Origin of the sequence: Paenibacillus wenxiniae (assembly GCF_039822605.1) — a bacterium.
GTDB classification, from domain to species: domain Bacteria; phylum Bacillota; class Bacilli; order Paenibacillales; family Paenibacillaceae; genus Saccharibacillus; species Saccharibacillus wenxiniae.
On the sequence record NZ_JBCGUH010000013.1, the window covers coordinates 38,685 to 62,440 of the forward strand.

Here is a 23,756-nt window from a genome sequence, read left to right on the forward strand (position 1 = left end):
CCTTTACCCCGACTCGCTACGTCGGAAATGTCGTTCTCCATCCAGCTCAGCACGCGCAATCCGAAATCCTGCTTTCGTGCCTGTACCTGCTTCACTATGCAAAATAAACTCCGCTTCGCCTTCATAAAATAACTCCAGTCGACGGTACACGTTACGAATACCGATATGCCCTTCCATCGCTTCATCGGACTTCATATTTTCCAGCAGTTGTTGCAAACGTTCCGCGGGCATACCGATACCGTTATCGATCACCATCACATTCAAACCGTATTTGTCCATCTGTGCGGTAATGCGGATCGTGCGATCACTTTTGCGCGCCTGCAAACCATGTTTGCAGGCATTTTCGACCAGCGGCTGAATGCTCATCCGCGGAATACGCTGCTGTAGCGCAGCCGGATCGATATCAAATGTATAATCGAACAGATCACCAAAGCGGAACTTCTCAATTTGCAGATACATCGACGTAAACTGTAGCTCCTCCTCCAACAGCACCAATCCATCCGCACGACTAAGAAGCTGACGCATCATGAGCGACAGATTTTTAATAATGCCGGTCACATCGGTATAGCCGTTTTTTGTACAGACGACGAGCAGCGCATTTAACGTATTAAACAGAAAATGCGGATTCACCTGACTTTGTAGCATCGATAGTTCGGTACGTACACGCTCCAGCTCAAAGCTCTTTTGCCGAATTTCCAGCTTGTATACATCGTTGATCAGCGTTGTAATCCGCATCGTCATCACGTTAAATGTACGAATCAGCTCGCCAATCTCATCGCTACCCTCCGGCATATTGATCGGCTCGAAGCGTTCATGCCGTATATTTTCCATATGATCCGATAACCGTTTCACCCGATCATGATACGAGCGCAAAATGACAAAAATAAGCAATGACGGAATGACAGTACTGAAAATTGCCAGCAGCAAAATCGAACGATGTGCCTCATTCAGCAAGTTATCAATCCGCCGTGTATCCGCAATCCCGATCAGCTTCCAGCCCTTCACATAATTAAAATCCCCCAGGCTGCGCTCCACTACATAACCTGTCTGATCCTCATGCTCCGGTAGCGGTGGGTTAGGAATAATCGCCAGATCGTCCTCATTGCTATCTCCGCTGGCGGCTACGACACGATTTTGATTATCGACAAGTCGCAATTGCAAACTGTCCCGCTCTCGGTTCAAAATATCATATACCTTGCTCACGGTCAGATCGACCCGGGAGTATTTGTCATAATGCGCATGGGAGATGTACGTATTCATTTTGCTCACAATGCTAAGGCGTTTGCCAGGATTCAGTCCCGACTTCTCATCATAGGCAGCGACTGTAATATTGCCGCCAGAGCGCGCTAATTGTTGAAGCCACGGCTCACTGCCGAGTGAGCTGCTGCTCATCACATAATAATTCGCCCCCGTCTGAATCGTCTGATTATCCGTATACACACGGACTTCGGTAATGTTAGCCGACATATAACGGGTCAGCTTATCCCGCAGGAAGCCATAATATTCGTCATAATAGGCTGAAGGCGAAGGATACGAACGATCCAGCGCCTCATAAATAGAGTTATCCATCCCAATCGAATGATTGAGCGCAATGCCTTCATTGATCATGCCAAGCAATTCGCCGGAAGCGCGATCGATCGATTTACGCAAGTTTTCCACTTCGCGTGCCTGAATGTCTTCAGAATTACGCTGATAAAAAAAGCTGTTAATCGCGATAATCGGCAACAGCACACAGAGCAAATAAATGAGCAAAAATTTATATTTGAGCGGAATATCATTAACTCTGTGAAACAGGAACCGCTGTCGTCCACGAGCCGGCTTTTTCTGTATCGGCTGAAATTCAGCAGGTGGACCTCCTTCCCGCTGACGACGCTTCCGCTCACCCTTTTGCCGTCGATTCGGCTTGTGGCTTGACCACATGATGCATCATCCTTGCTTTCTCGATTTATAAACAGATGGAAGTTCCCCTGTAAGCGCTTTATATTTATTTGTAAAATAATCGCTATCATGATATCCGAGCCATGCCGCAATCTCAGCCACCTTCATATCGGTGCGCCGCAATAGCTTTTGCGCTTCTTCGATACGTAGCCGATGCACATAATCGTTAAAGCTACAGCCCAGCTCCCGTTTGAATTGCTGTCCAAAATAGACCGCATTCAGATTAAAACGCTGTGCCAGCTCCTGTAGCTGCATTTTCTCGCGATAATGCTCCTGCATATACTGCTTTGCTTCGGATATAATGCTAGCCGCTGTGCCTTTGGCTCGTCCAGGCTTCGGCATATGATGCTCGGCTGCCCGTAAACACAATCGCTTGAGCGTATCCAGACTCCAACCCGCAGGATCATCTGCATGTGTACCGAGCAGATGGCGTAGCCAGCTCGCACTGTCGATAGCGTCTGACGCTTCACGCTGCTGAGTCTGTCGTAGCAGTTCTCCAAGCAGATGACGAATAAGCACACGCAACATACGATCCGGAACCGCTTGCCTGCCCCAGCGTTTGGGTAGCTGCTCGATCGTCGTCCAGATGCCATCGATATCACCACGTTGCACTAGTTTTAACAAATGCTGTGTACATTCCTGTACTTCATCCAAACGATAATCCGTTAGCTGTTCGTGATCACTCATCGTATCAGTATCCATCGTAATGCTGTGTGTAGAGCTGGAACAACGTCTTAGCTCCATCGCTCGCGCATAGATACCGGGTAATTGCTCTAATTGTGCTGCTGCTTGACTGCAATAAAGTCGATAAGCTGTCTGATTAGTACTGGATGCCGTTGCCGTCGTTTGACAAGCTTCCAGCACGGATATCAACTCTGCGTTGCTAAGCCGCTCGGTAATAAGCAGCATCCCGGTATGTCCAGGACTATCGGTAAATGTCCATGCCATGTAACCAGCAGCACGACATGCCGCTGCGAGATGTACCATTGGTGCTTCATGCTGCCAGTGGTGATCCGTATGCCAGCGCTGTTGTTCAGAAACGGGATCGATAGGTGCATAATGCATATTAGCGATCGCTGCGGTACCATCTGTCAATTGCTGAGCAGGTTGGTGAGTAGACAGAGCGATCGCCGAGCCGATATCGCTCCGTTGCCGGTGACCGCGCGGTATGCGCAGACTGGATGACGGTACGGCATTCTGATGAGGTGGATCATATTTCTCATTCATGTTACCCGATAATGGAGACGTCGTATGTTCGGATTCATTTATTATCGATTTTTCTAGGTCATCTATGTGTGGTAACTCCGTTGTGGATACATATCGTTTCGTATGTTCTTCATCCGTTGTCGCGCCTACGACAATACGTAGCTGTACATCCGGCTTGATCCCGAGCAGATCGATCATATACTCCGGTATGGTCGCCTCCTCTGCACGCAGTAATCGCAAAATAGCTGCCGCCGCTGCTGCTTCCGTCTGCTGCCGTAACCGCTCCTGCTCCGCGCAACTTTGATCCAGCACCAGCTTAAGCTCAGCCAGCAGTTCATGCATTTCCTCACCCAGTACAGGTTTGAGCAAATAATGATCCACTTTACATTGCAATGCCTGCCGTACATAATCAAATTCAGAGTAACCGCTTACAATAATCGTTCGCATCGATAGATCTGGCTCCTGATGTAACGCTTTGATCAGGCCAATCCCATCCAGTACAGGCATCGAAATATCTGTGATCAACAGTTCAGGACGTAACCGTTTAGCCAATTCTAGCCCTTCCTGTCCATCCGTCGCCATGCCACATAGCTCAAATCCGTATGCTTCCCAATCCACCATCGTCTGCCAGCCTTCCAGCATCATCGGCTCATCATCTACCACAACAACTCTGTACATGTCTGATCACCGCCTGTCCGATTTTGATTGAGTTCACGCCATCACTTGCAGGGAATGTCGATTCCTCATATGCATACAGCAACCTGTTATCCGTTATGTTTCATCATCGTCCATCATGAGCCGGACACGATATTCATTCATTCTGGATGCTCTATATACGATTTAGTATGGCATAACTACCCGTATCCAACAATATAAAATTTACTTATATTGGAATAGCGCACTCCAACGTACAGCTTCCCGTCCATTTTTGCATCGTGATCAAGCTTTGTTTCCGCATTGTTGTCAATTCCGTTTTAACCGTCTCTCATTCAGTAAAAATGACTATTACGTTACGATTTCCATCCCTTTTTGCGCTGGAAGTGGACGCTGCACATTTCGAAATTCCAACTTACTACTGCTACTCTCCTTACTCCTGTATGCTGCTGCCATACGATAATCTGGAACCGTACACGTTCATATCGACATACGTAAGAAGGCTACCTTGCCAGCGCATTATGCGCAGCAAAGCAGCCTTCTCTTATCCCCTTTTATACCGTACCTTTATATTTCTACAGGCGCCTATTTTTATATGTGTTCGGCTTTTCTTTTTATCGGCCGCAGGCTACCTATTTTTTAGCTTGTTTTACGTTTTATTGATCTTTAGTAATCATCGTCTACTTTAACATCGAGGCGAATAAATCCATTAGAATGCATCCAAACGAATTCGTGATTACATATCGAATTTGAAGTCTTCGTCTGTCAGACGCTCCACATTGATCGCGCGCACATACCCATTTCCTTTTTTGGAGAAAAAGTCATGCTGCTTCGTGTGTGTACTAATACCGTTAAATACGATTGGGTTTACTTCTTCATCCGGGAACAATGGATCAAAGCCCAGATTCATAAACGCCTTATTCGCATTGTAGCGCAGGAAGATATTAACTTCTTCCGTCAAACCGATCGGGTCATACACTTCCGCCGTGTAGCCTTCTTCGTTCTCATGCAGGTAACGGAACAGTCCTTCTAATGTCTCGTAAGCATCTTTTTGCTCATGCTCGTCCAGATCGTTGTAAATTTCCTGTGCCAGTACACCTACATATACGCCGTGGATACTTTCGTCACGCAAAATCAGGTCGATAATCTCGCCGCTGCACGTCATTTTACCCTGGCCTGCCAGATAGAGCGGATAGAAGAAGCCGCTGTAGAACAGATAGCTTTCCAGCAATACCGAAGCAGACATCGCCAGGAACAGCTCTTTTGGCGAATTAATGTTGTTATAATACTGACGCACCGTCTCTGCTTTGCGTTGCAGACGTGGATGCTCTTCTACCCATTTAAAAATGCTATCGATCTCTTCGGTAGAAGACAATGTGGTGAAAATACTGCTGTACGATTTCGCATGAATCTGCTCCATCATCGCCATAAAACCAAGTACGGCTTTACGCTGCAATCCATCCACATGCTCCAAAATTTGCGGCATGCCGATTCCGCCTTGAATCGTATCGAGCAATGTCAAACCGCCCAGCACCTTCATATAGGTCTCACGTTCAGCATCGCTCAGCTGAATCCAGGACATTTTATCATCGGACAACGGAATTTCGTCATCCGTCCAAAATTGCATAATATTCTGATTCCAGAACATCATCGTAAAATCATCATCCGGACGGTTCCAGTTGACTGCCTTGATTGGCTCACTCATCGGTAGGTTGCCCCTTTCCTGTGGACTGTTTCGAGAAACTAGCCCCTGTTCAAAATAGTACATACATAACAATACATACACATGCAATACATACACATGTCGAATATTTAGCAGTAGATATTTATAAAATCATCGTCCAGCGATGTCGCGGTAGTGGTATGAAAAACCGTTATGTACGGATGTATCGCTACCAGAAGCAGACAACAGCGGACAAACTGTATCATCATAAATTAGAGTAGATAGCATCGCTCCGATAGAGTTGCAAAGCCAGTCATACTGTAGCTGACTAGCAAAAGTCTGTCGCACGGCAACTAGATTAGAATCATCGTACATCGTTATAGCTATGATCCGCCTCATAGTAATTATAAGCGCAACATAAGGACAGCATGCAAAAGAAATCAGGAACGCGTCGTCCTTGAGAACGTTCTTTTGCAAGCTGTATGAAATGAAATATAAATATTCCGTTCACCCTTGTTGCTGTAGTGATTCCCATTCGTCCCATGTCATGAGCGGTTGCTCCGGCCTTGCCGAATGGGACAACATCGCGATCAACTCAAGGGAATGTCCGTCTGGATCATCAAAATAGATCGACACCGCGGGCATAAAAGGGAATACGATCAGCTCACCGGCATGCTGCACCGGTTCACCGTGAAAATTTTGAGCAGTAATGCCCAGCCCTGCCAGCTCTGTAGCAGCGTTATGCAATTGCTCCACATCGGTCGTAAACGCAAAATGCTGGCGCTGTACGAGCGGAGACGGATAGTTCTCACGGATACCGAGCATCGACGTTCCCGGCTCACCAATCCAGTAAAAACGGCTCTTCCGCTGCGCATCATAATGCAACAGAGTAACGCCCGGTAATCGTTCGTAAAACCGGGCGGATCTCTCGAAATCGCTAACATTAATATGCGTTTCAAAAATACCTTTAATCATAGCTGCACACTTTCTGTCAGCGGATGGCTGGCGATAGAATCATCCGAAAATTAGCTTGTATGCTCAAGCTCGACTTCCGTCCTTACACTTCATCGTTCTTTGCATTCCATCTCAACGATGCTAGTTAACGACGCTGGCGGAATTAATCTGTTGCATGCAATGTACATCAACGATTGCTATTTCGCCGCATCCGTTCATTTCCGTTAGATCGAGCAGCTAATGCACTCTTCCACAGTCAGACGCTTGGTACGTGTGTAGTACAGAGACTTCAAACCTTTATGAGCTGCATACAGATAGTAACGTGCCAGCTGGCGTGTCGTTACGTCACTGCTTACGTGCAGGACAGTCGAGATCCCTTGATCCACATGCTGCTGAATTTCAGCAATCAGATCAAGCACTTTAAACTGATCCATCTGGTATGCCGATTTGTAGAAGAAGAAGTTATCTTGCTGCATGTAAGGCATTGGATAGTATGTCGTCGAGTTCGCATAGGTGCGTGTCTCGATTTGCTCAACAATCGGCATAACGCTGGACGTTGCATTTTGAATATAGGAAATACTTGCTGTAGGCGCAATCGCCAGACGGTATGCATGGTACAGACCATTTTTCATCACATCTGCTTTCAGGTTTTGCCAGTCGGCAGGACCTGGAATGTACATGCTGCCAAACAGTTCCTGTACGCGTGCACTCACCGGACGATAATCCGTCGACAGGTAACGGTCGAAGTATACACCGCTCGCATAGTCGGATTTTTCAAAGTCCATAAATGTTTCCTGTTGCTCACGCGCGATTTCCATACTCTTCTCAAGCGAATAGAAATTCATCATCATGAAGAATGTACGCACGAATTCTTTCGCTTCGTTGCTTTCGTAAGCGATTTTGTTTTTCGCCAGATAGCCGTGCAGGTTCATCACGCCCAGACCGACGGAACGCATCTCACGGTTCGCTTTCGCCACACCCGGTGCATTCGCGATATTCGTCATATCGCTAACTGCCGTCAAACCCATAATGCCTTCATGGACAGATTCACGGATTTTGCCCAGTTCCATCACATTCACAATGTTCAGGGAACCGAGGTTACAGCTAATATCGCGGCGGATAATGTCTTCTGTACCGTAATCGGTAATTTCGGTTGTCTCCTGTAACTGGAAGATTTCCGTACACAGATTGGACATTTTAACAGAACCGATATTGTTCAAAGCATGGAATTTATTCGCATTACTTTTGTTCATAATATATGGATAGCCAGATTCCAGCTGGATGCTTGCAATCTTAGTCAGCATATCGCGTGCGCTCATAATGGCTTTTTTCTTCACGCGCTCATCAGCAAGCAGTGTATCGTACATCTCATCGATATTCATATCGTCCAGATGCTTACCGTATGCTTTGAAGACGCTATATGGAGCGAATACGTGCAGCATTTCATTGTCTGCTGCCAGTTTATAGAATCGGTTCGGTACGATCAGACCGATCGACAGAGTTTTCAGACGTGTACGCTCATCCGCATTGATCTTTTTGCTATCCAAAAACTCTAAAATGTCCCAGCCGAAGATGTTGTAGTATGCCGCACCAGAGCCTTTACGTTGACCCATTTGATCCGCATAGGAAAAAGCATCTTCCATCAGCTTCAGTACAGGCATAATGCCTTTCGCTGCGCCTTCTACGCCTTTGATTGGCTCGCCGCGTCCACGTAGTTTGGACAGGTTTACCGCTACGCCGCCGCCAATTTTGGACAGCTGCATACATGTATTCAGTACATAATTGATCGAATTCAGGGAATCGTCCATTTCGAGCAGGAAACAGGATACCATTTCACCACGACGACTTTTACCTGCATTTAGAAATGTTGGCGTTGCTGGTTGCAGACGCTGCTCCATCATGGAACGTGCTAGCGTCTTCGCGTTTTCCGCGTTACCGCGACCGAGATGCAAAGCGACAACAGCTACGCGATCTGGATAGTGCTCCAAATACTGGGCACGATCATTCGTTTTTACTGCATAGTCTTTATAAAATTTGGAAGCCGCCATATAGGAAGGGAATTGGAAGCCGTAGCTATGTGTGATCGCGTATACTTCTTCCACCGCATCCGGACTGTAATGTGCATACATGTCCTCATAGTAATCGTTGTCGATCATGTACCGCACTTTAGACGCTGTGTCCTGGAAGTGCATACTTTTCTCGTCCACTTCTTTCATATATTCCTGTACCGCTTCTTTATCTTTATCCAATCGGAAAAAACCGTTCGCGTCGCGTTGCATCAATAAGTTGTTCAATTCAATATGCCGCAATTTTTTCTACCTCCTGTACGAATCGTTGAGCATCACCCGTGGTGCCCGACAGTTCAAATTTATATACAACTGGAACACCGTAGCGCTCCGAGATTAAATCCGCACTTTTGCCAAAATTGTCACCCCAGTTACGATTGCCGCTGGCAGCAACTCCAAGCAGACGCTGATGGTTCTTTTCCAGAAAATGATTCACTTTTTCAGGAATCTGACCGAAGCCTGTCGTATACGTGATCAATACAAAAGGTTCATTCAACTGGAGTGCTTCTTCAATCTGCACCGCCTGGACGGATGAATGCTTCAGTTTTCCGATAAACCGTTTAACATTGCCTGTTTTGGAATCATATGCAATCAGCATAGGTGACATCTCCTTCTCCACTCAATATATAGTAGCTATATGTAGTGCCATGTTGCAGGGATTCAAGGCGGTTTGGTACGTCCAAATCGCGGCTAACCTGCTGCCGTAGCGCTCTTATGTAGCAATTACCCATATACTGCACATTCAAACACCGTGACTCAATATATGGAGGATGCTTTTGAGTTTACCCTCTATATATTGTGTTGTCAAGGCAACTTGCCTATCATTTGAACGGTCGAAAAAGGAGGCTTCTGGAGCGAATCCTCCCTGAAATGGCATAGCTACGCCTTCCGTTCACACGTCTTCCTCAGATGAGTATGAACGAAAAATATTTCGCTTGACACACCATATGTTGTATGGTTGCTATTTACTACAAATTTCATTTTTTTCACTGAAATCTGGAGATCAACCACTTCAAATTGTGGACACTCAAGTATAAAACTTTACTGCTTTCAAACCAAAAAAGCAAATGAAAATTACAACCTTTTGAGAAAGTTCATAATTGAAAAAGCTTGCAAAATTCATTTTTATTTCTTGGTGTCTCATTCGTATGTAAATCAAATTTGAAGATTCGTCGCTAGACCGCCTTTTGAGAGCGAATTCAAAGTAAATGGCTGGAATGATCACAATGAAAATAATCATGAGGAGGCAAAATAAAATATTTTATAGTTGACGAAGTTATGTCAGTGTATTTGAAGTGCTTTTTATGTATTTAACATTTATTGGATTCCAGTTCGCATTCTTTATTTTGTGGAGTTATCCATTTACATGTACGATTTATTAATTTTAGTCGATTTTAATCATTCCATTTACTTTTATAAAATGGAGATCGAACTTCTCTTTTATTTTTTGTCGACGTGTATGATCGTATATAGCAGACATAAATGTCTATATTTTCATTCTACATTCTATAATTTTAAATAATTTACATATAATATATAATCAAAACGTAATATGAAAGCGTATACAAAATAAGGAGGGATTTCATGTTATCCTGGATTGGAAAATGGTTTCTACTCGCTTCGCTCGTCATTGCCGGTTTTACATCAGGGTCAGCTCAGTATGCTTCGGCTGCTGCACCTTCGGTCGGCTCTATTCCGGCTTCCTCTATTCCGGCTCCCACGGGAAGCGGTGTGATGACGTTCAAACTGATGAATGCGACGAATGGTGCGTATTCGGATAGTCAAGTGTACTGGGGCATTCTCGGCATTAATCCAGCAACGAAACAATGGAGTTATCTGACCAGCTCGGGTGAACTGCGCCCGATCTCGGCAGCACTTAATGATGCTTCCGGGCATCTAACTAAGAACGGCGTGAACTACGCGAATATTTACAGCACGATCGCACAAAAGGAATGGGTCAGCTTACCGAAGATGGATTCGGGTCGCATGTTCATCTGTGTCGGTTCTCCATGTTACATCAAAACGTACAATGATGGCTTTGCCGGACCTGATATTAACAATCCGTCTGATCCGAATTTGAATGTGTATTTTGATTTTGTCGAGTTTACCGTGAATGATTCTGGCTATCATGGGAATACGACACGTGTCGATGGCTTCGGTTTTCCGTTACAGCATCGCCTTGTGAACCGTGCTGGCAACTATGACCGCACCGTAGGCGAGCAGGAATCCGAAACACGCGCTAGCCTCTTTAGCAAATATCGCAGTGAAGTGCCGTCGGCGTTTAAAGGTCTGGCTGATGTGCAGGCACCTTACCGTATCGTTGCTCCAATTCATGGCTCGTTCAAGGCTGGCGGCGCGAACGCAAATTATTTTGCCGGTTATGCCAATTATTCGACACAGGAGATTCTACTCTGTAATGGTGCATTGCAGGAATCCCCGGGCATCTGCTCCGCGATCAATCGTCATGTGTATAACAATCAAGCCGATTGGAACAATGTAGCCGCTTATTACAAAGCAGCTCCAGCGAATTATTATGCTAAGTTCTGGCATGATCATAGTATCGGCGGACTGGCGTATGGATTTGCTTATGACGATTATAATCAGCAGGCAGCTTATCTTGAGGTGGGTGATCCGAAAGGGTTGATCGTTCGAGTGGGCTGGTGAGGTTGGTTTGCTGCTTCATTTCTGCCTGCTATGTATTATTGAAAATTCAATCTGCTTAATTATCGTAGAATCGCTTGCTCGAAAATGCATATAGTGAGTTGTGATGCAAACCTTGGTGCTTTTTGCAACAATCACTTCAAAAAGGAAAAAGAGATCAGAACTTGGGTGGAGGTACGAGAATCTGCGCATTAGCAGTTAATGTAGATTCTCGTACCTCTAAAATCGTTTCTTTTACCTTTTTCGTTGTGCACATCTGCATCGCAAGATTGTTAAAAACAAATAAATATATAAATTCGAGATCATTTATATGTAAACAACAGATACGCTTTATATAGAAGGAAAGTTTATATTAAAGTAATAGAAATATAAAAATTCTAAATTTTTCGTAATACATAGAATAAATTCTTTTATTATATATAGGTATAATGTACTATAGATAAGTAATGTTAATTTTTTACTTTAGGGAGGAACAATGTTGGTTACTGAGCAAGAACAAGAATTAAAAACTTTAATTGCAACAATAGAAAATATCAAAAGTAATTTAAATCTATTTGACACTTTTATAACTAAAATCGCCTTTCCTTACTATAAACATTTCACATTCAACTCCTATATCAACTTTAAATTTCCATTGACTATTTTAGTTGGTAAAAATGGTTCAGGTAAAACTTCTGCTATTCACGCGTTGTATGGATCTCCAAAAAACAAAAGTATAAGCGACTATTGGTTTTCTTCTAAATTGGATCCTATCGAAGATTTTAGAGAAGATATTCAAGAAAGACCTTGCTTCTTTTATGAATACTATAGTAAGGAAAAAAATAAATTAGATTCCAATTATAATGCTGTACTTTATCACCGAATCAAACATAAAAATTCAAAAGTTTCAGACTATTGGGAAACTGCCAGACCTAAAAAAAAGTACCAAATGAATACAAAAGAACGTTTTTCTCCTGTTGATAAAAATTTAGTATATATTGATTTCAGAAAAGAATTAAGTGCATTTGATAAGTTTTTTTATTTTGGTAATGTAGATAATTTACGTTCTGCTGGTGTTCAAGATTATTTAAGAACACAGTCTAAGAAATTAAAAAACGTAATTGATTCAGGCAATATAGTTAATCTAAAAAGTAAAACTGGAACAGATAATCCTCAAAACAAAAAAGTAGTTACATTAAGTAAAGAAGAAGTTGAAGCAATATCAGACATTTTCCAAGAAGAGTATAATGAAATTAAAATTATAAAACATAAATTTTTTCATGATTGGGGTACCTCTGTAATTTTACAACGTAAAGGGTTTACTTATTCAGAAGCGCATGCTGGTAGTGGAGAAATTGCAATTGTTATTCTAGTTCATAAAATTTTGAACGCTGCACCTAATAGTCTAATTTTGTTGGATGAACCTGAAGTTTCTTTGCATCCTGGTGCTCAAAAAAGACTGCTTATATTTTTGCTAAAACAAATCGTAAGATATAAACATCAAATTGTGCTGTCTACTCATTCCCCCGTCTTTGCAGAAGACATGCCTAAAGATGCAATCAAACGTTTTTCAAGAAATCCTGATACTCATAGAATTGACATTTTAGATGAGTGTTTTCCAAGTGAAGCTTTTAAGTTTCTAGGTCTATCCTCTAAATATGATAATGCTAAAATTCATGTGGAAGATGGTCTAGCTGCTAGAATCTTAGAAAAGGTTATAAAAGTCTCCTCAGATAGATTTGATGCTTTTGAAGTCTTTTTTCAACCCGGTGGAGCAACCTATTTAAAACAAAACTATATTCTTCATTATTCAAAACAAATGGAAAATAAAATTTTTGTTGTGTTAGATGGTGATCAAAAGCTTGGGGACATCATAGATTATGATACAATTCCTCCTTCAAATTTGACAAAGAATTATTTGCAAAAAGAAATCGATAACTTTACTGGTACAACAATCTCATTTGCTAAAGATGGTGGTGCTGGTCATAGTAGAGATGACCAAGTTTTGGTTGCCCAGAAACAATATATCGACTATTACAAAAATCATGTATACTTTCTACCTAAACAAACCCCTGAGGAAATTATTTGGGATGATGAAATAATTTTAAAGTGGATCGATAATAACGATGTATTACAGGAGATTTCTCAAAAAAATACATTTAAAGATAAAATCTTCTGTGCTGCTAAAGCGATATTTGACGATACCGAAAAAGATACAATTACAGCAATGGAAAATATGTTAATTAAAAATTGGATTCAAAAAAATGATGATAGTCAACGTGAAATAAAAAATATATTATTAGAGCTTATGGATGCAATAAACAATTAATTTGTTGCACAAAGGAGTGAGTAATTTTGACTTTGAATGCTATTGATCTATTTTCTGGATGTGGCGGCTTAACACAAGGGCTAAAACAAGCCAACATAAATGTAGTTGGTGCAGTTGAAATTGATAAATATGCTGCTAAAACATATTCTTTAAATCATCCAGAAGTGAGTTTAATAGAGGAAGATATAAGAAAAGTATCTGCACAGAATATATTGGATAAAATCCAGGTAGAAAAAATAGATTTGGTCGCTGGCTGTCCACCATGTCAAGGCTTCTCAAATATACGGAATTTCAATCGAAAAACGATTATTGAAGATACAAGGAATGAGCTAATACTTGACTTTCTACGAATTATTGAAGGTATACTTCCTACATTTGTTATGATGGAAAATGTTCCTGGAATTATTGAATACGATTATTTTAAAAATACCGTCAATAGACTTAAACAATTAGGATATAGCTTAGATTATAAAATTGTAAATGTAGAGAAGTATGGTGTTCCTCAGAGAAGAAAGCGATTAGTTCTCTTAGGATCACGTCTAGGTGATGTAGAAATTCCTTCACATGCTATCGATCAACATTTTACTGTAAGAGACTATATTTACGATCTGCCTTCGCCTAATGAAAGTGATGATCCAGTTCATAAAATTCATTCTAACCATACTGAAAGAATTCAAAAACTGATATCATTGATTCCTAAGAATGGAGGTAACAGAAAAGATCTACCTTTTGAATTGTGGTTAGATTGTCACAAAAAAAAGGGCGTTGGATTTGATGATATATACGGTCGTTTAAGTTGGGACAAAGTCTCTTCAACTATTACTGGCGGCTGTTTAAATCCATCCAAAGGACGTTTTTTACATCCAACAGAAAATCGAAGTATTAGCGCTAGAGAAGCTGCTTTATTGCAAACTTTTCCTATAGATTATAAATTCCCTACAGATATTTCGAAAACTGAAATTGCAAAAATGATTGGAAATTCCTTTCCTCCAAAATTCTCAGAACTCCAAGCAAAATATTTACAATCTTTATTAGCATGATTTAAAAAATTGCATAAATTCATTTTAAAATCCTTCTGTATTTTTTTTGATAAATTAATAATATGTAAAAAAGCAAGTTTCCTTCAAAGTGGAAACTTGCTTTTCTATATTAGTAACTGTAACAAATTCTGTTTAAACATATTAGATTTAGTTTTTTAATTCGTAGCTTTTATATTTCTCAATTTATTTCCTAATTAGTATTAATCTAAAGTCGCTTCTACACCTACTCCTCATTTCCCTTTCCCCGGCAAATTCAATTGCGGAACCGGCACCTTTGACCAATCCATGTCGGAAGCGAAATAAAAACTTGGATAGCTTGGTTGATTGTACGTTGTATTTTGACGGGCGATGCCTGTACGGTACTGGGTGTCATGCATCAACGTATACAGTTTATGATCGGTCACTTCTGAGCTAAGATAGATGCGGATGGCTGAACTATCGGCGGTGCGCAGCAGCAGTTCTTCTCTCCAATCGCCAAAAATGTCCGCGACGAGCGATGGATTGCCTTTCGTTCCGTTATTGCTCAGTGTGCCATTAGCTACAAGTACGACACCACGCTGCCAGTCTTTGATGGCTGGCGTTGATTCCAGTGAGCCGTCAACAATCTGAGTGGTCAGTTTCGAACTCCATTTGATATTCATATTGGTGCCTGGATAACTTTTACCAATCAGTGTTCCTGTAGCGGTGCGCAGATCGGTTGCCCATGTCTCGATGCCCGGACGCGTTGGATCGATATCGCCGATCATGCCGCGTCCGGTATCGCGTCCCGTATAGGCACCATAGATCACTTTTCCAGTTGCCGCATCACGCAATGCGTAGCCATAAGGTGCATAAGCACCGCCTTCATGTACCATATAAATTTCCTGACCTGGACGGGTCGGATCGATATCAGCGACATGCAAGGCATCACCATGTCCGAGCTTAGCGATCTGACCTGGAATCGCGCTTCCGGCAGGCATCACATCGCTGGAGCTATACAGCAATGTTCCATCATGATCGACTGTGCCAGAGCCATACACAATCTCATCCTTACCATCTCCATCCACATCGGCGGCAGTCAGAGAGTGTGCGCCCTGTCCAGCGAGTGGTCCTAGATCGGGATCGGTGCCATCTCGGCCATGAGGGCCATCGTTAAATGGATTGCTCATCACCACCCAGCCTGTATCGGCTGTCCAATCTTTACTCAGTTTCTTTCCGTCCCAGCTATACGATACAAGTGCAGCGCGTGTATAGTAGCCCCGTGCAAATACAGCTGAAGGCGTCTTGCCATTCACATAGGCGACTGTCGCCAGAAAACGATCGACCCGATTGCCCGGCTCGATCCGGCTCATCGCATAATCCCCCCACATCAAGCCATCATCATAACGCTCCGGCTCGTAGGATACCGTCTGCTCTTCTTTACCGCTGCGCCCGTCAAATACCGTCAGGTATTCCGGCCCACTCACGATAAAGCCTTCAAAGTCGCGCAGATTGTTACGTGTGCTTCTTGCTGGTGCATACACATCGATAAAATAATCGGCTAATGCTTTCGCATCATCAAGCGATAGAGGATAGCTATACTTTGGTGCAATGCCAAATGCTTGCTCCAGCGTTGCTGGCCAGTGACCATTTTTCACTTCAGGATGCTCGCTCCAGCCCTGGAACATGTTCACCAGATGGTTGTAATAGTCTGTACTGCTCATCCGGTAATCGTCGGTGTTGGAATAACCGGCCTGACGATCTGCCTTTGGCAATGAGATATACTGCTCGGATACGACATTGCCACGCGAGCCGTAACGTGTAATTTTGGTGCCTGGTGCTGTTTTCATCATCAGCTCGGCTTTGCCATTACCGTCAAAATCATATACGAGGAATTGCGTGTAATGCGCGCCAGAGCGAATGTTTACCCCAAGATCAATGCGGTACAATAATGTTCCATCCAGCCGGTACGCATCGATGTACGTATTGCCGGTATACCCCTTTTGCGAAACGTCTTTGGCGTTGGATGGATACCATTTGACGAAATACTCGTATTCGCCATCTCCGTCCACATCGCCGACGCTCATATCGTTAGCGGAATAGGTGTAACTTTCTCCGGCAGGCGTGACACCATCAGCAGGCTTTTGCAGCGGCAGATCATAATACGTATCATTCCAAACCGATACAGGTGCAGTCAGCTTGCTTTTGTCTGGTTTGAGCAATGTATTGACGCTGATCCCATAGTGCTGTGCAGCCTCCGTAGCCGAAAGATCGCCGCTCATGCCCGTTCCTCCGTATGTAGCTTCGACGACAGTAGCGGCTGTATCGGAATCGGCGCCGTATACGGCTGCTGTTGCCCCATCATGTATACGAGAGGATGCTGAAATCGGCAATAGACGATAACGGTCATCCGGTTTGCCTGTACGATCCAAATAATTCGTACTGTCACGAACAACAGCTACAAATGTTCCATTACGATATACAGCAAAATCAGTGCCGGTTAGCCCTGTATCCGAATAACCACTCACCTCATTGCCAAGCAAGCGCCAGCTTAAAAAATTGCCTTCTTCCGTGCGCGCCGCTACCAGTCCACGATCCAAACGTTCCAGTTGTACGCCCTGCTTGCTGCTAGCAGTTAATGAAAAACGATCTGCTGTCGTCGTTTCCTCCGCCGCAGTTGCTACGTCTGCGATCGGCAGGATCAAGACGATACCCAGTGCTGCCGCCAGAATGCGTGTCGTTAAACAATGCTGCTTATGACTCACCGTATTCACGCTCCTTTTCCAATTTTGATAACGCTTACAAAATCAAAAAAATTGAATCGAGCTAACCTTTTCTTTTACGTGTACTCTTTTGTGCCTGTACTTTTTTCGTATGCACGCCATTGTGCATGTACGCCTTTGCTATTACCTGCGACTCCTTTCCGTTGCCAACTAACTATAAAACTTTAACTGTATCTCAGACAAAAGTATCTGATATTTTTTATTATAAAATTGTTATTATGTAAGCGCGTTCAAAAATCAGATTGAACTGTTTAAATAACCGATTGAATCGCGTATCTCCTCATGTTTCACCATTTGCTAAGCGGTAGCTTGCTGGATGGATGAAACCTGTAATGACTCTGTTACCAGAAGGATGCTGATTATGTGCCCGCTTTTTTGATAACGTTTCTGCTGCTTTTGTTTCTGCTACTCTTGTTTCTGCTGCTTTGCTTTATTGAGGGTTTGTACTTTTTATTGAGGGTTTGCAATTTTTTATTGAGAGTTTGTAATTTTCTATTGAAGGGCTTGTACTGTTCTCTGCTGATTTTGTCTTATAGATCCCCCTCATCCAACAAACTGATCTCCTATGCTCCATCATGTAGATAGGTTCCACTATTTATAATTTAGACTATACACGCATTTCTATTTTGATCTGTACATATATTGCCTTGATGTAACTTTAATTAACATAAAATTATATTTTCCGCCTAATTAAAGATCATATTCTTATGTTTATTTACAAATAAGCGCAGTAAAGCTCTTAAAAAGGAACAATTCCAGCTACTATGTTATTAATCATTCGTATTTTGATAGTTTTCCTTACACAAATAAATATTTTATCTACTTAAGGGGTGCTGTTGATGGAAACTAAGGTTAGTGGAGGCAAAATTTTCTCACTCGGGTTACAGCATGTATTGGCTATGTATGCAGGTGCGATCCTCGTTCCGCTGCTCGTAGGACGTGCACTTCAACTAACTAGCGAACAGCTTGCTTATCTGGTCGGTATTGATCTGCTCACCTGCGGGATCGCTACTTTGTTTCAGGCGTGGAAAACAAAGTATCTTGGGATCGGACTTCCGGTTATGCTGGGCAGCTCTTTTGTAGCGATTACGCCGATGATTGGCATCGGCAATCAATACGGACTGGGTGCTGTCTATGGCGCGATCATTGCGGCTGGATTGTTTATTGCTGTATTTGCCGGCTGGCTCGGTAAAATCATTCGCCTGTTTCCACCCGTGGTCACAGGTACAGTCGTCACGGTTATCGGTTTATCGCTCGTACCGACAGGCATTAAAAATATGGCGGGCGGTGTAGCCAATAAAGACTTTGGCAGCTTGCAAAATTTCTTGCTATCCTTTGGCGTACTGGCGTTCATTCTGATCATCAATCGCTTTTTTAAAGGCTTTATGCGTTCGCTGTCTGTACTGCTTGGCATTATCGCAGGCACCGTTGTAGCAGCACTGCTTGGCAAAGTGAATATGGCGGCTGTTGCCGAAGCGTCCTGGTTCCATTTTCCACAGCTATTCGCCTTCGGCATGCCTGAATTTCGCCTCGCGCCGATCATTACGATGATTATCGTCTGCATGGTCATCGTCGTGGAATCGACTGGCGTATTTCTAGCGCTGGGACGTATCTGTGATCAGAAGCTAACGCCGCAGGATATGACACGCGGCTATCGTACAGAAGGTCTGGCAATTGTGCTGGGCGGTTTGTTTAACGCTTTTCCGTATAATACATTTGCGCAAAATGTCGGACTGGTCGAACTGTCTCGTGTCAAAACACGCAACGTCATTTTCATGGCATCCGGCATTCTAATTGTACTCGGATTCGTACCGAAAATTGCGGCGCTGGCGACGATCATTCCGCCTGCTGTACTCGGTGGTGCAACGGTTGTACTGTTCGGCATGGTAATTGCGTCAGGTATTCGGATGCTGACCGAAGTCGACTTTAAAGACCAGCGCAATCTGCTCATTGTTGCCTGCTCGCTCTCGCTTGGGATCGGTGCGACCGTTGTACCCGAGCTATTCGCAGGTTTGCCGTCTGCGCTGCGTATTATTGTGAGCGATGGTACGATTACAGGTAGCCTGACGGCGATCGTGCTGAATTTATTTTTCCATATGACTGCTCGTAAGTCTGATAACAGCATAAATGAGAGTGAATTAAGTAAGCGAGAAACTTCGCTTGTAAAAGAACAGGTATCTTAGAATCTGTTTCGATCCCTATATAGAAGCTAAACAGCGTCTCTAACATGCAGTCATTATGTATGATCTCAATAGACGCTAATAAGTAGCACTACATCTTTAATCTTTATCTTTAATCTTTATCTGAAACTTCAACTTCAACTTCAATAAAATAGTATGCCAAAAAGCTACCGAGCATCACTACATCACTCGGTAGCTTTTTGATATTGGAGATGATAGACTACTCATTCATATAGCGGCAGCTCTACCCCATCGCGCAAAAATAACGGAATCCGATCGATTGGAGCATCACACTTCAACCATTGACCACCTGCATGCGTTTCGCCGCTATACGCTTCTTTCCATGTCGCTCCAGCTGGCAAATACACATTCCGTTGGCGCTCTCCTTCATATAATATAGGCGCAACTAATAAATCCGGTCCAAACATAAATTGATCTTCAATATTCCATGTCTCGCCATCCTGTGAAAAATCATAAAACAACGGACGCATCGGCGGTGTTCCTTTTTCATGTGCTGCTCGCATACATTCCGTAATATACGGACGTAAGCGCTCCCGAATAAGCATATATGTTTTGAAAATCGTATACGCCTCATCGCCAAAGCTCCACACTTCATTGTCTGCACCACTACCGAACAACCCACCGCCACTTGTACCGAGCGGCTCCGAATGCGGCTCACGATCACCGTGCAGACGGAAAACCGGACAAAAGGCACCGTACTGGAACCAGCGAATGGCACATTCCTGAAACGCTGGATCGGTCGGATCGCCACCGTGGAAGCCGCCGATATCAGTCGTCCACCACGGGATGCCTGCCAGACCCATATTCAACCCTGCTTTAAACTGATTACGCAGCGAAGCAAAGCTGGAATCGATATCACCTGACCATACAAGCGCACCGTAACGCTGACTGCCTGCCCAGGCGCAACGCAGCAAATTCACAACATTGTCCTGACCTTCTGCCGTCATGCCCTCATAAAAGGTCTGTGCATAATTGACCGGATACTGATTGCCGATCTGCACATTGGGACCGAGATGATAACGGTAATTTTCAAAATCGTATACGGTATATTCAGGCTCTGCTTCATCCAGCCAGAACACTTTGATCCCATAATCATAATAATTCGCTTTCGCTTTATTCCATACAAACTCGCGCGCTTTGGGATGGGTCGCATCGTAAAAGACCGAATCGGCTACAAAATCCATCGATGTGCGAATACCGCGCTCCGTGCGGATCAGATAACCTTTACGTAGCATCTCCTCATAGTTCTCGCTCGTTTTGTCGACAGTTGGCCAGATCGATACCATCAGTTCGATGCCCATTTCCTGTAGCTCCTGCACCATCGCCTTCGGATCAGGCCAATACTCCGGATCAAAGCGCCAATCCCCTTGCTTCGGCCAGTGGAAAAAGTCGATTACGATCACCGAAATGGGCAGCTCTCTGCGCTTGTATTCGCGTGCCACGGACAGCAGTTCCTCCTGCGTCTGATACCTCAGCTTACATTGCCAGAAGCCCATCCCATAATCCGGCATCATCGGCACGGTCCCGGTCGCAGCACCATAGGCCTCCACGATATCCGCCGGTGTATCGCCTGCCGTAATCCAGTAATCAATCACTTTCGTCGAATGGGCAAACCATTCCGTCACGTTTTTGCCAAACGTAACCTGCCCGATCGCTGGATTGTTCCATAGAAATCCATAACCGAGACTGGACACCGCGAACGGTACACTTGCCTGCGAATTGCGATGTGCCAGCTCTAATGTACAATTTTTCAAATCAAGATACGGATGCTGATATTGTCCCATCCCAAACAGTTTCTCCTGCGGCTCGGATTCAAAACGCACGGTTAACTGGTAATCGCCACCAATATGCGGCTTCATTTCCCTTGCTTCAATATTTAACGCACTGTTAAACTCGCCAGGCACGGTGCGATTGCGTACATATTCTTGCAACAGCACTTCATCATGCTGATTGTAAAAGGTAATTTTGCCAGCGGCAGATACATCGGCACGAATATTGCCATTGCGAATCGAAGCGATATGTTCATCAAGCGTAATATGTGACATAGGTGTAGTGGACGGCAACAATGCCCAGTCTTCCGCTGGCATCTGTGCCATATGTGTCGCTCGAATTCGTAAGCTGTTCTCCCCCCACGGTTCAATCCATAATTGTTCTGAATCATACTGACGAACAAGTCGATGACCTGCTACTGAAAACACATCTTTCATTACTATTCCTCCTCAGCCATTTCATGATTGTACGTTTCTGTCCACATCGATACATCGTATCGATGCAGCGTTGTCGATCGTAACATTCAAATACCATTGATAGGTTGAATTGCTGCTGATGAAGCTGACACGTTTGCATTGAATTACCGTATCCAGTCGATCCAGATCGCCTGTGCATGGCTCCAATGCTGTCACACGACGATCTCCAATCATGCCGTCCCATACTCCAACATACGGGACCTATGCAATCGGATACGATAATCCAATCGTATACCCGGTCAACGGATTGTGCAACGCGCCCCCCATTATCCTTTTACCGCACCGTTCGTCAAACCGCTGACAATAAAACGCTGGATAAAAATGAAGATCAACACGACTGGCAAAATGCTAACCGTTCCGAAGGCCATAATATTGTTCCATGATGTACTCTGGAAGCCGAGGAAGTTGTAAATGCCGGCTGTGATTGGACGCATTGATTCCGAGCCGATAAAGGTCATACCGAAGATCAGATCGCCCCAGGCAAACAGGAACGAGAATACCATCGCGACGACGACACCTGGAATCGCAATCGGAATCATAATGCGCAAAAAGGTCGTGAGCACACTACAACCATCGATCTTCGCTGATTCTTCCAATTCCTTCGGCAATGTTGCAAAATAAGTGCGCAATATGATGACGGAAAACGGAATACCAGCCGTCGCATTCGCTAGAATCGCTCCCCAGTACGTATTACCGATCAATCCCAGATGCTTGAACTGAATAAACAGCGGTGTCAAAATGAGCGATGAAGGCAACATTTGTGTGACTAGAAATAGCAATACAATCACATTCACGCCCGGAAATTTAAAGCGTGCTACTCCGTAAGCTGCCGGAATCGACAGCACCGTTGAAATGATCAATGTGCCAAAAGCGATAATCGCGCTGTTACGGAAGCCGAGTAAAATATTGTACGATGACCCGTCGAGCTGATCGCTGTACGCCTGAAATGTCCAGTGCTGCGGCAACAGTGTAATATGATGGGCGAAAATTTCACTTTCCGTTTTGAACGAGGTAATCACTAGCCAGTACAACGGGAACAGAAATACCGCGACGATCATAATTCCGATGATATTAAGCATCCATTGGGCCTTTGATTTAGCCGACGTTTGCATCGTGCGCGTATTCGACGTTCGTTTGGCGGAAGATTGAAGAATGCCCATTTAGCTTACCTCCTCTTTGTGCACAACGCGGAAATACCAGAAGCCTACAATTAACAGCACGATAAACATAATGTTGGCAACAGCTGCGCCCTGGCTAAATTGGAACTGATCAAATGACATTTTATAAGCAAAGGTCGACATCATTTCGGTCGAGTTGACCGGACCTCCTTTGGTCATAATGACGACGAGTTCAAACACTTTAAACGTATAAATGAATCCAAGCACGAGCAGTGACAAAATCGCCGGACGAAGTAATGGTAAGGTGAGCCGGAAAAAGCGCTGAATCGCATTCGCTCCATCAATCGAAGCACTCTCATAAATATCTTTAGGAATCGTCGTCAAACCGGTCGTTAGCAAAATCATATTAAACGGAATCCCGATCCATGTGTTAGCGATAACGAGTGACAGCATCGCCAGTTCAGGCTGTACAAGCCAGCCAATCGGCGCATTGATCAAATGTAGACTCATCAGTGCATTGTTAATAATGCCGCCATCCAGTGCAAACATATACTTGAACACCATCGCTGTAATCGTCGCCGGAATGAGCCAGCTAATCATAACCAGCCCACGTAACCGACTGGCGAGCGCAAATTTCTGATTAAAAAATAGCGCTAACGAAATCCCGATCACAAACTGTAAAGCGATACATAAGACGGTATACACTACCGTATTGAACAATGTGCGTAGTATTGTCCCATCTTTGAACAGATCGATATAGTTCTGGAAACCGACAAATTGATGATCGGACTGAATAAAGTTGGACATATCTACATTTTGAAATCCGAGCCGCACATTGTCGATGATCGGATAACCGACCAGCAGCAGCATATACAGGAGTGCTGGTAAAACGAACGTATAGCCGATCGTCCATGTTTTAAGTTTATTTACCCTGTTCATTTTGTCACCACCTGTGAAGAG

15 protein-coding genes are annotated in these 23,756 nt (G+C 43.8%); 4 read left to right on the forward strand and 11 right to left on the reverse strand.

Annotation, left to right across the window (positions count from 1 at the left end; genetic code table 11):
- Window positions 1–3: 3 nt before the first annotated feature.
- The 6 genes from AAHF22_RS18740 to nrdI all read right to left on the reverse strand — a co-directional run bounded on the left by AAHF22_RS18740 (window position 4) and on the right by nrdI (window position 9,079).
- Window positions 4–1,920: a sensor histidine kinase gene (locus AAHF22_RS18740; protein ID WP_347326556.1), complete on the reverse strand. Its 1,917-nt coding sequence runs from the start codon at window positions 1,918–1,920 to the stop codon at window positions 4–6.
- Window positions 1,921–1,926: 6 nt separating this feature from the next.
- Entirely contained in the window at window positions 1,927–3,822 is a 1,896-nt protein-coding gene (locus tag AAHF22_RS18745) for a response regulator (protein ID WP_347326557.1), read from the reverse strand.
- 712 nt (window positions 3,823–4,534) lie between these two features.
- Window positions 4,535–5,503 (reverse strand): class 1b ribonucleoside-diphosphate reductase subunit beta, encoded by a 969-nt coding sequence (gene nrdF / locus AAHF22_RS18750; RefSeq protein ID WP_347326558.1) that lies wholly within the window; start codon window positions 5,501–5,503, stop codon window positions 4,535–4,537.
- Between the two features lie 465 nt (window positions 5,504–5,968).
- Window positions 5,969–6,436 carry a VOC family protein gene (locus tag AAHF22_RS18755; protein ID WP_347326559.1) on the reverse strand — a complete coding sequence of 156 codons (468 nt, stop codon included), beginning with the start codon at window positions 6,434–6,436 and terminating at the stop codon, window positions 5,969–5,971.
- Between the two features lie 203 nt (window positions 6,437–6,639).
- Complete coding sequence (nrdE, locus tag AAHF22_RS18760) at window positions 6,640–8,724, reverse strand: class 1b ribonucleoside-diphosphate reductase subunit alpha (RefSeq protein ID WP_347326560.1); 2,085 nt, start codon at window positions 8,722–8,724, stop codon at window positions 6,640–6,642.
- Window positions 8,711–9,079, reverse strand: a complete 369-nt coding sequence (gene nrdI / locus AAHF22_RS18765) for a class Ib ribonucleoside-diphosphate reductase assembly flavoprotein NrdI (protein WP_347326561.1) — start codon at window positions 9,077–9,079, stop codon at window positions 8,711–8,713. The genes nrdE and nrdI overlap by 14 nt, the downstream gene beginning before the upstream one ends.
- Before the next feature lie 986 nt (window positions 9,080–10,065).
- Between nrdI and AAHF22_RS18770 the strand changes: the two genes are divergently transcribed.
- From AAHF22_RS18770 to AAHF22_RS18780, 3 genes are all read left to right on the forward strand, one after another.
- Complete coding sequence (locus tag AAHF22_RS18770; protein ID WP_347326562.1) at window positions 10,066–11,145, forward strand: glycoside hydrolase family 64 protein; 1,080 nt, start codon at window positions 10,066–10,068, stop codon at window positions 11,143–11,145.
- 475 nt (window positions 11,146–11,620) lie between these two features.
- Window positions 11,621–13,450 (forward strand): ATP-dependent nuclease, encoded by a 1,830-nt coding sequence (locus AAHF22_RS18775; RefSeq protein WP_347326563.1) that lies wholly within the window; start codon window positions 11,621–11,623, stop codon window positions 13,448–13,450.
- Window positions 13,451–13,476: 26 nt separating this feature from the next.
- Window positions 13,477–14,490 (forward strand): DNA cytosine methyltransferase, encoded by a 1,014-nt coding sequence (locus AAHF22_RS18780; RefSeq protein WP_347326564.1) that lies wholly within the window; start codon window positions 13,477–13,479, stop codon window positions 14,488–14,490.
- A 230-nt stretch (window positions 14,491–14,720) separates the two neighbouring features.
- Here AAHF22_RS18780 and AAHF22_RS18785 read toward each other — a convergent pair whose 3' ends face one another.
- On the reverse strand, window positions 14,721–17,057 hold the full coding sequence (locus tag AAHF22_RS18785) for a rhamnogalacturonan lyase (RefSeq protein WP_417629382.1): 2,337 nt from the start codon (window positions 17,055–17,057) through the stop codon (window positions 14,721–14,723).
- A gap of 1,013 nt (window positions 17,058–18,070) precedes the next feature.
- Between AAHF22_RS18785 and AAHF22_RS18790 the strand changes: the two genes are divergently transcribed.
- Window positions 18,071–19,414 carry a nucleobase:cation symporter-2 family protein gene (locus AAHF22_RS18790; RefSeq protein WP_347326566.1) on the forward strand — a complete coding sequence of 448 codons (1,344 nt, stop codon included), beginning with the start codon at window positions 18,071–18,073 and terminating at the stop codon, window positions 19,412–19,414.
- 221 nt (window positions 19,415–19,635) lie between these two features.
- Here the strand turns inward: AAHF22_RS18790 and AAHF22_RS18795 are convergent, their stop codons facing one another.
- The 4 genes from AAHF22_RS18795 to AAHF22_RS18810 form a co-directional block, all read right to left on the reverse strand.
- Window positions 19,636–21,639, reverse strand: a complete 2,004-nt coding sequence (locus AAHF22_RS18795; protein ID WP_347326567.1) for a glycoside hydrolase family 31 protein — start codon at window positions 21,637–21,639, stop codon at window positions 19,636–19,638.
- Between the two features lie 21 nt (window positions 21,640–21,660).
- Window positions 21,661–21,852 carry a hypothetical protein gene (locus AAHF22_RS18800; protein WP_347326568.1) on the reverse strand — a complete coding sequence of 64 codons (192 nt, stop codon included), beginning with the start codon at window positions 21,850–21,852 and terminating at the stop codon, window positions 21,661–21,663.
- A 92-nt stretch (window positions 21,853–21,944) separates the two neighbouring features.
- Window positions 21,945–22,838 carry a carbohydrate ABC transporter permease gene (locus tag AAHF22_RS18805; protein WP_347326569.1) on the reverse strand — a complete coding sequence of 298 codons (894 nt, stop codon included), beginning with the start codon at window positions 22,836–22,838 and terminating at the stop codon, window positions 21,945–21,947.
- The gene (locus AAHF22_RS18810) at window positions 22,839–23,735 is read right to left on the reverse strand and encodes a carbohydrate ABC transporter permease (RefSeq protein ID WP_347326570.1); all 897 of its coding nucleotides are present in this window, start codon (window positions 23,733–23,735) and stop codon (window positions 22,839–22,841) included. It abuts the gene before it with no gap.
- Window positions 23,736–23,756: the final 21 nt, after the last annotated feature.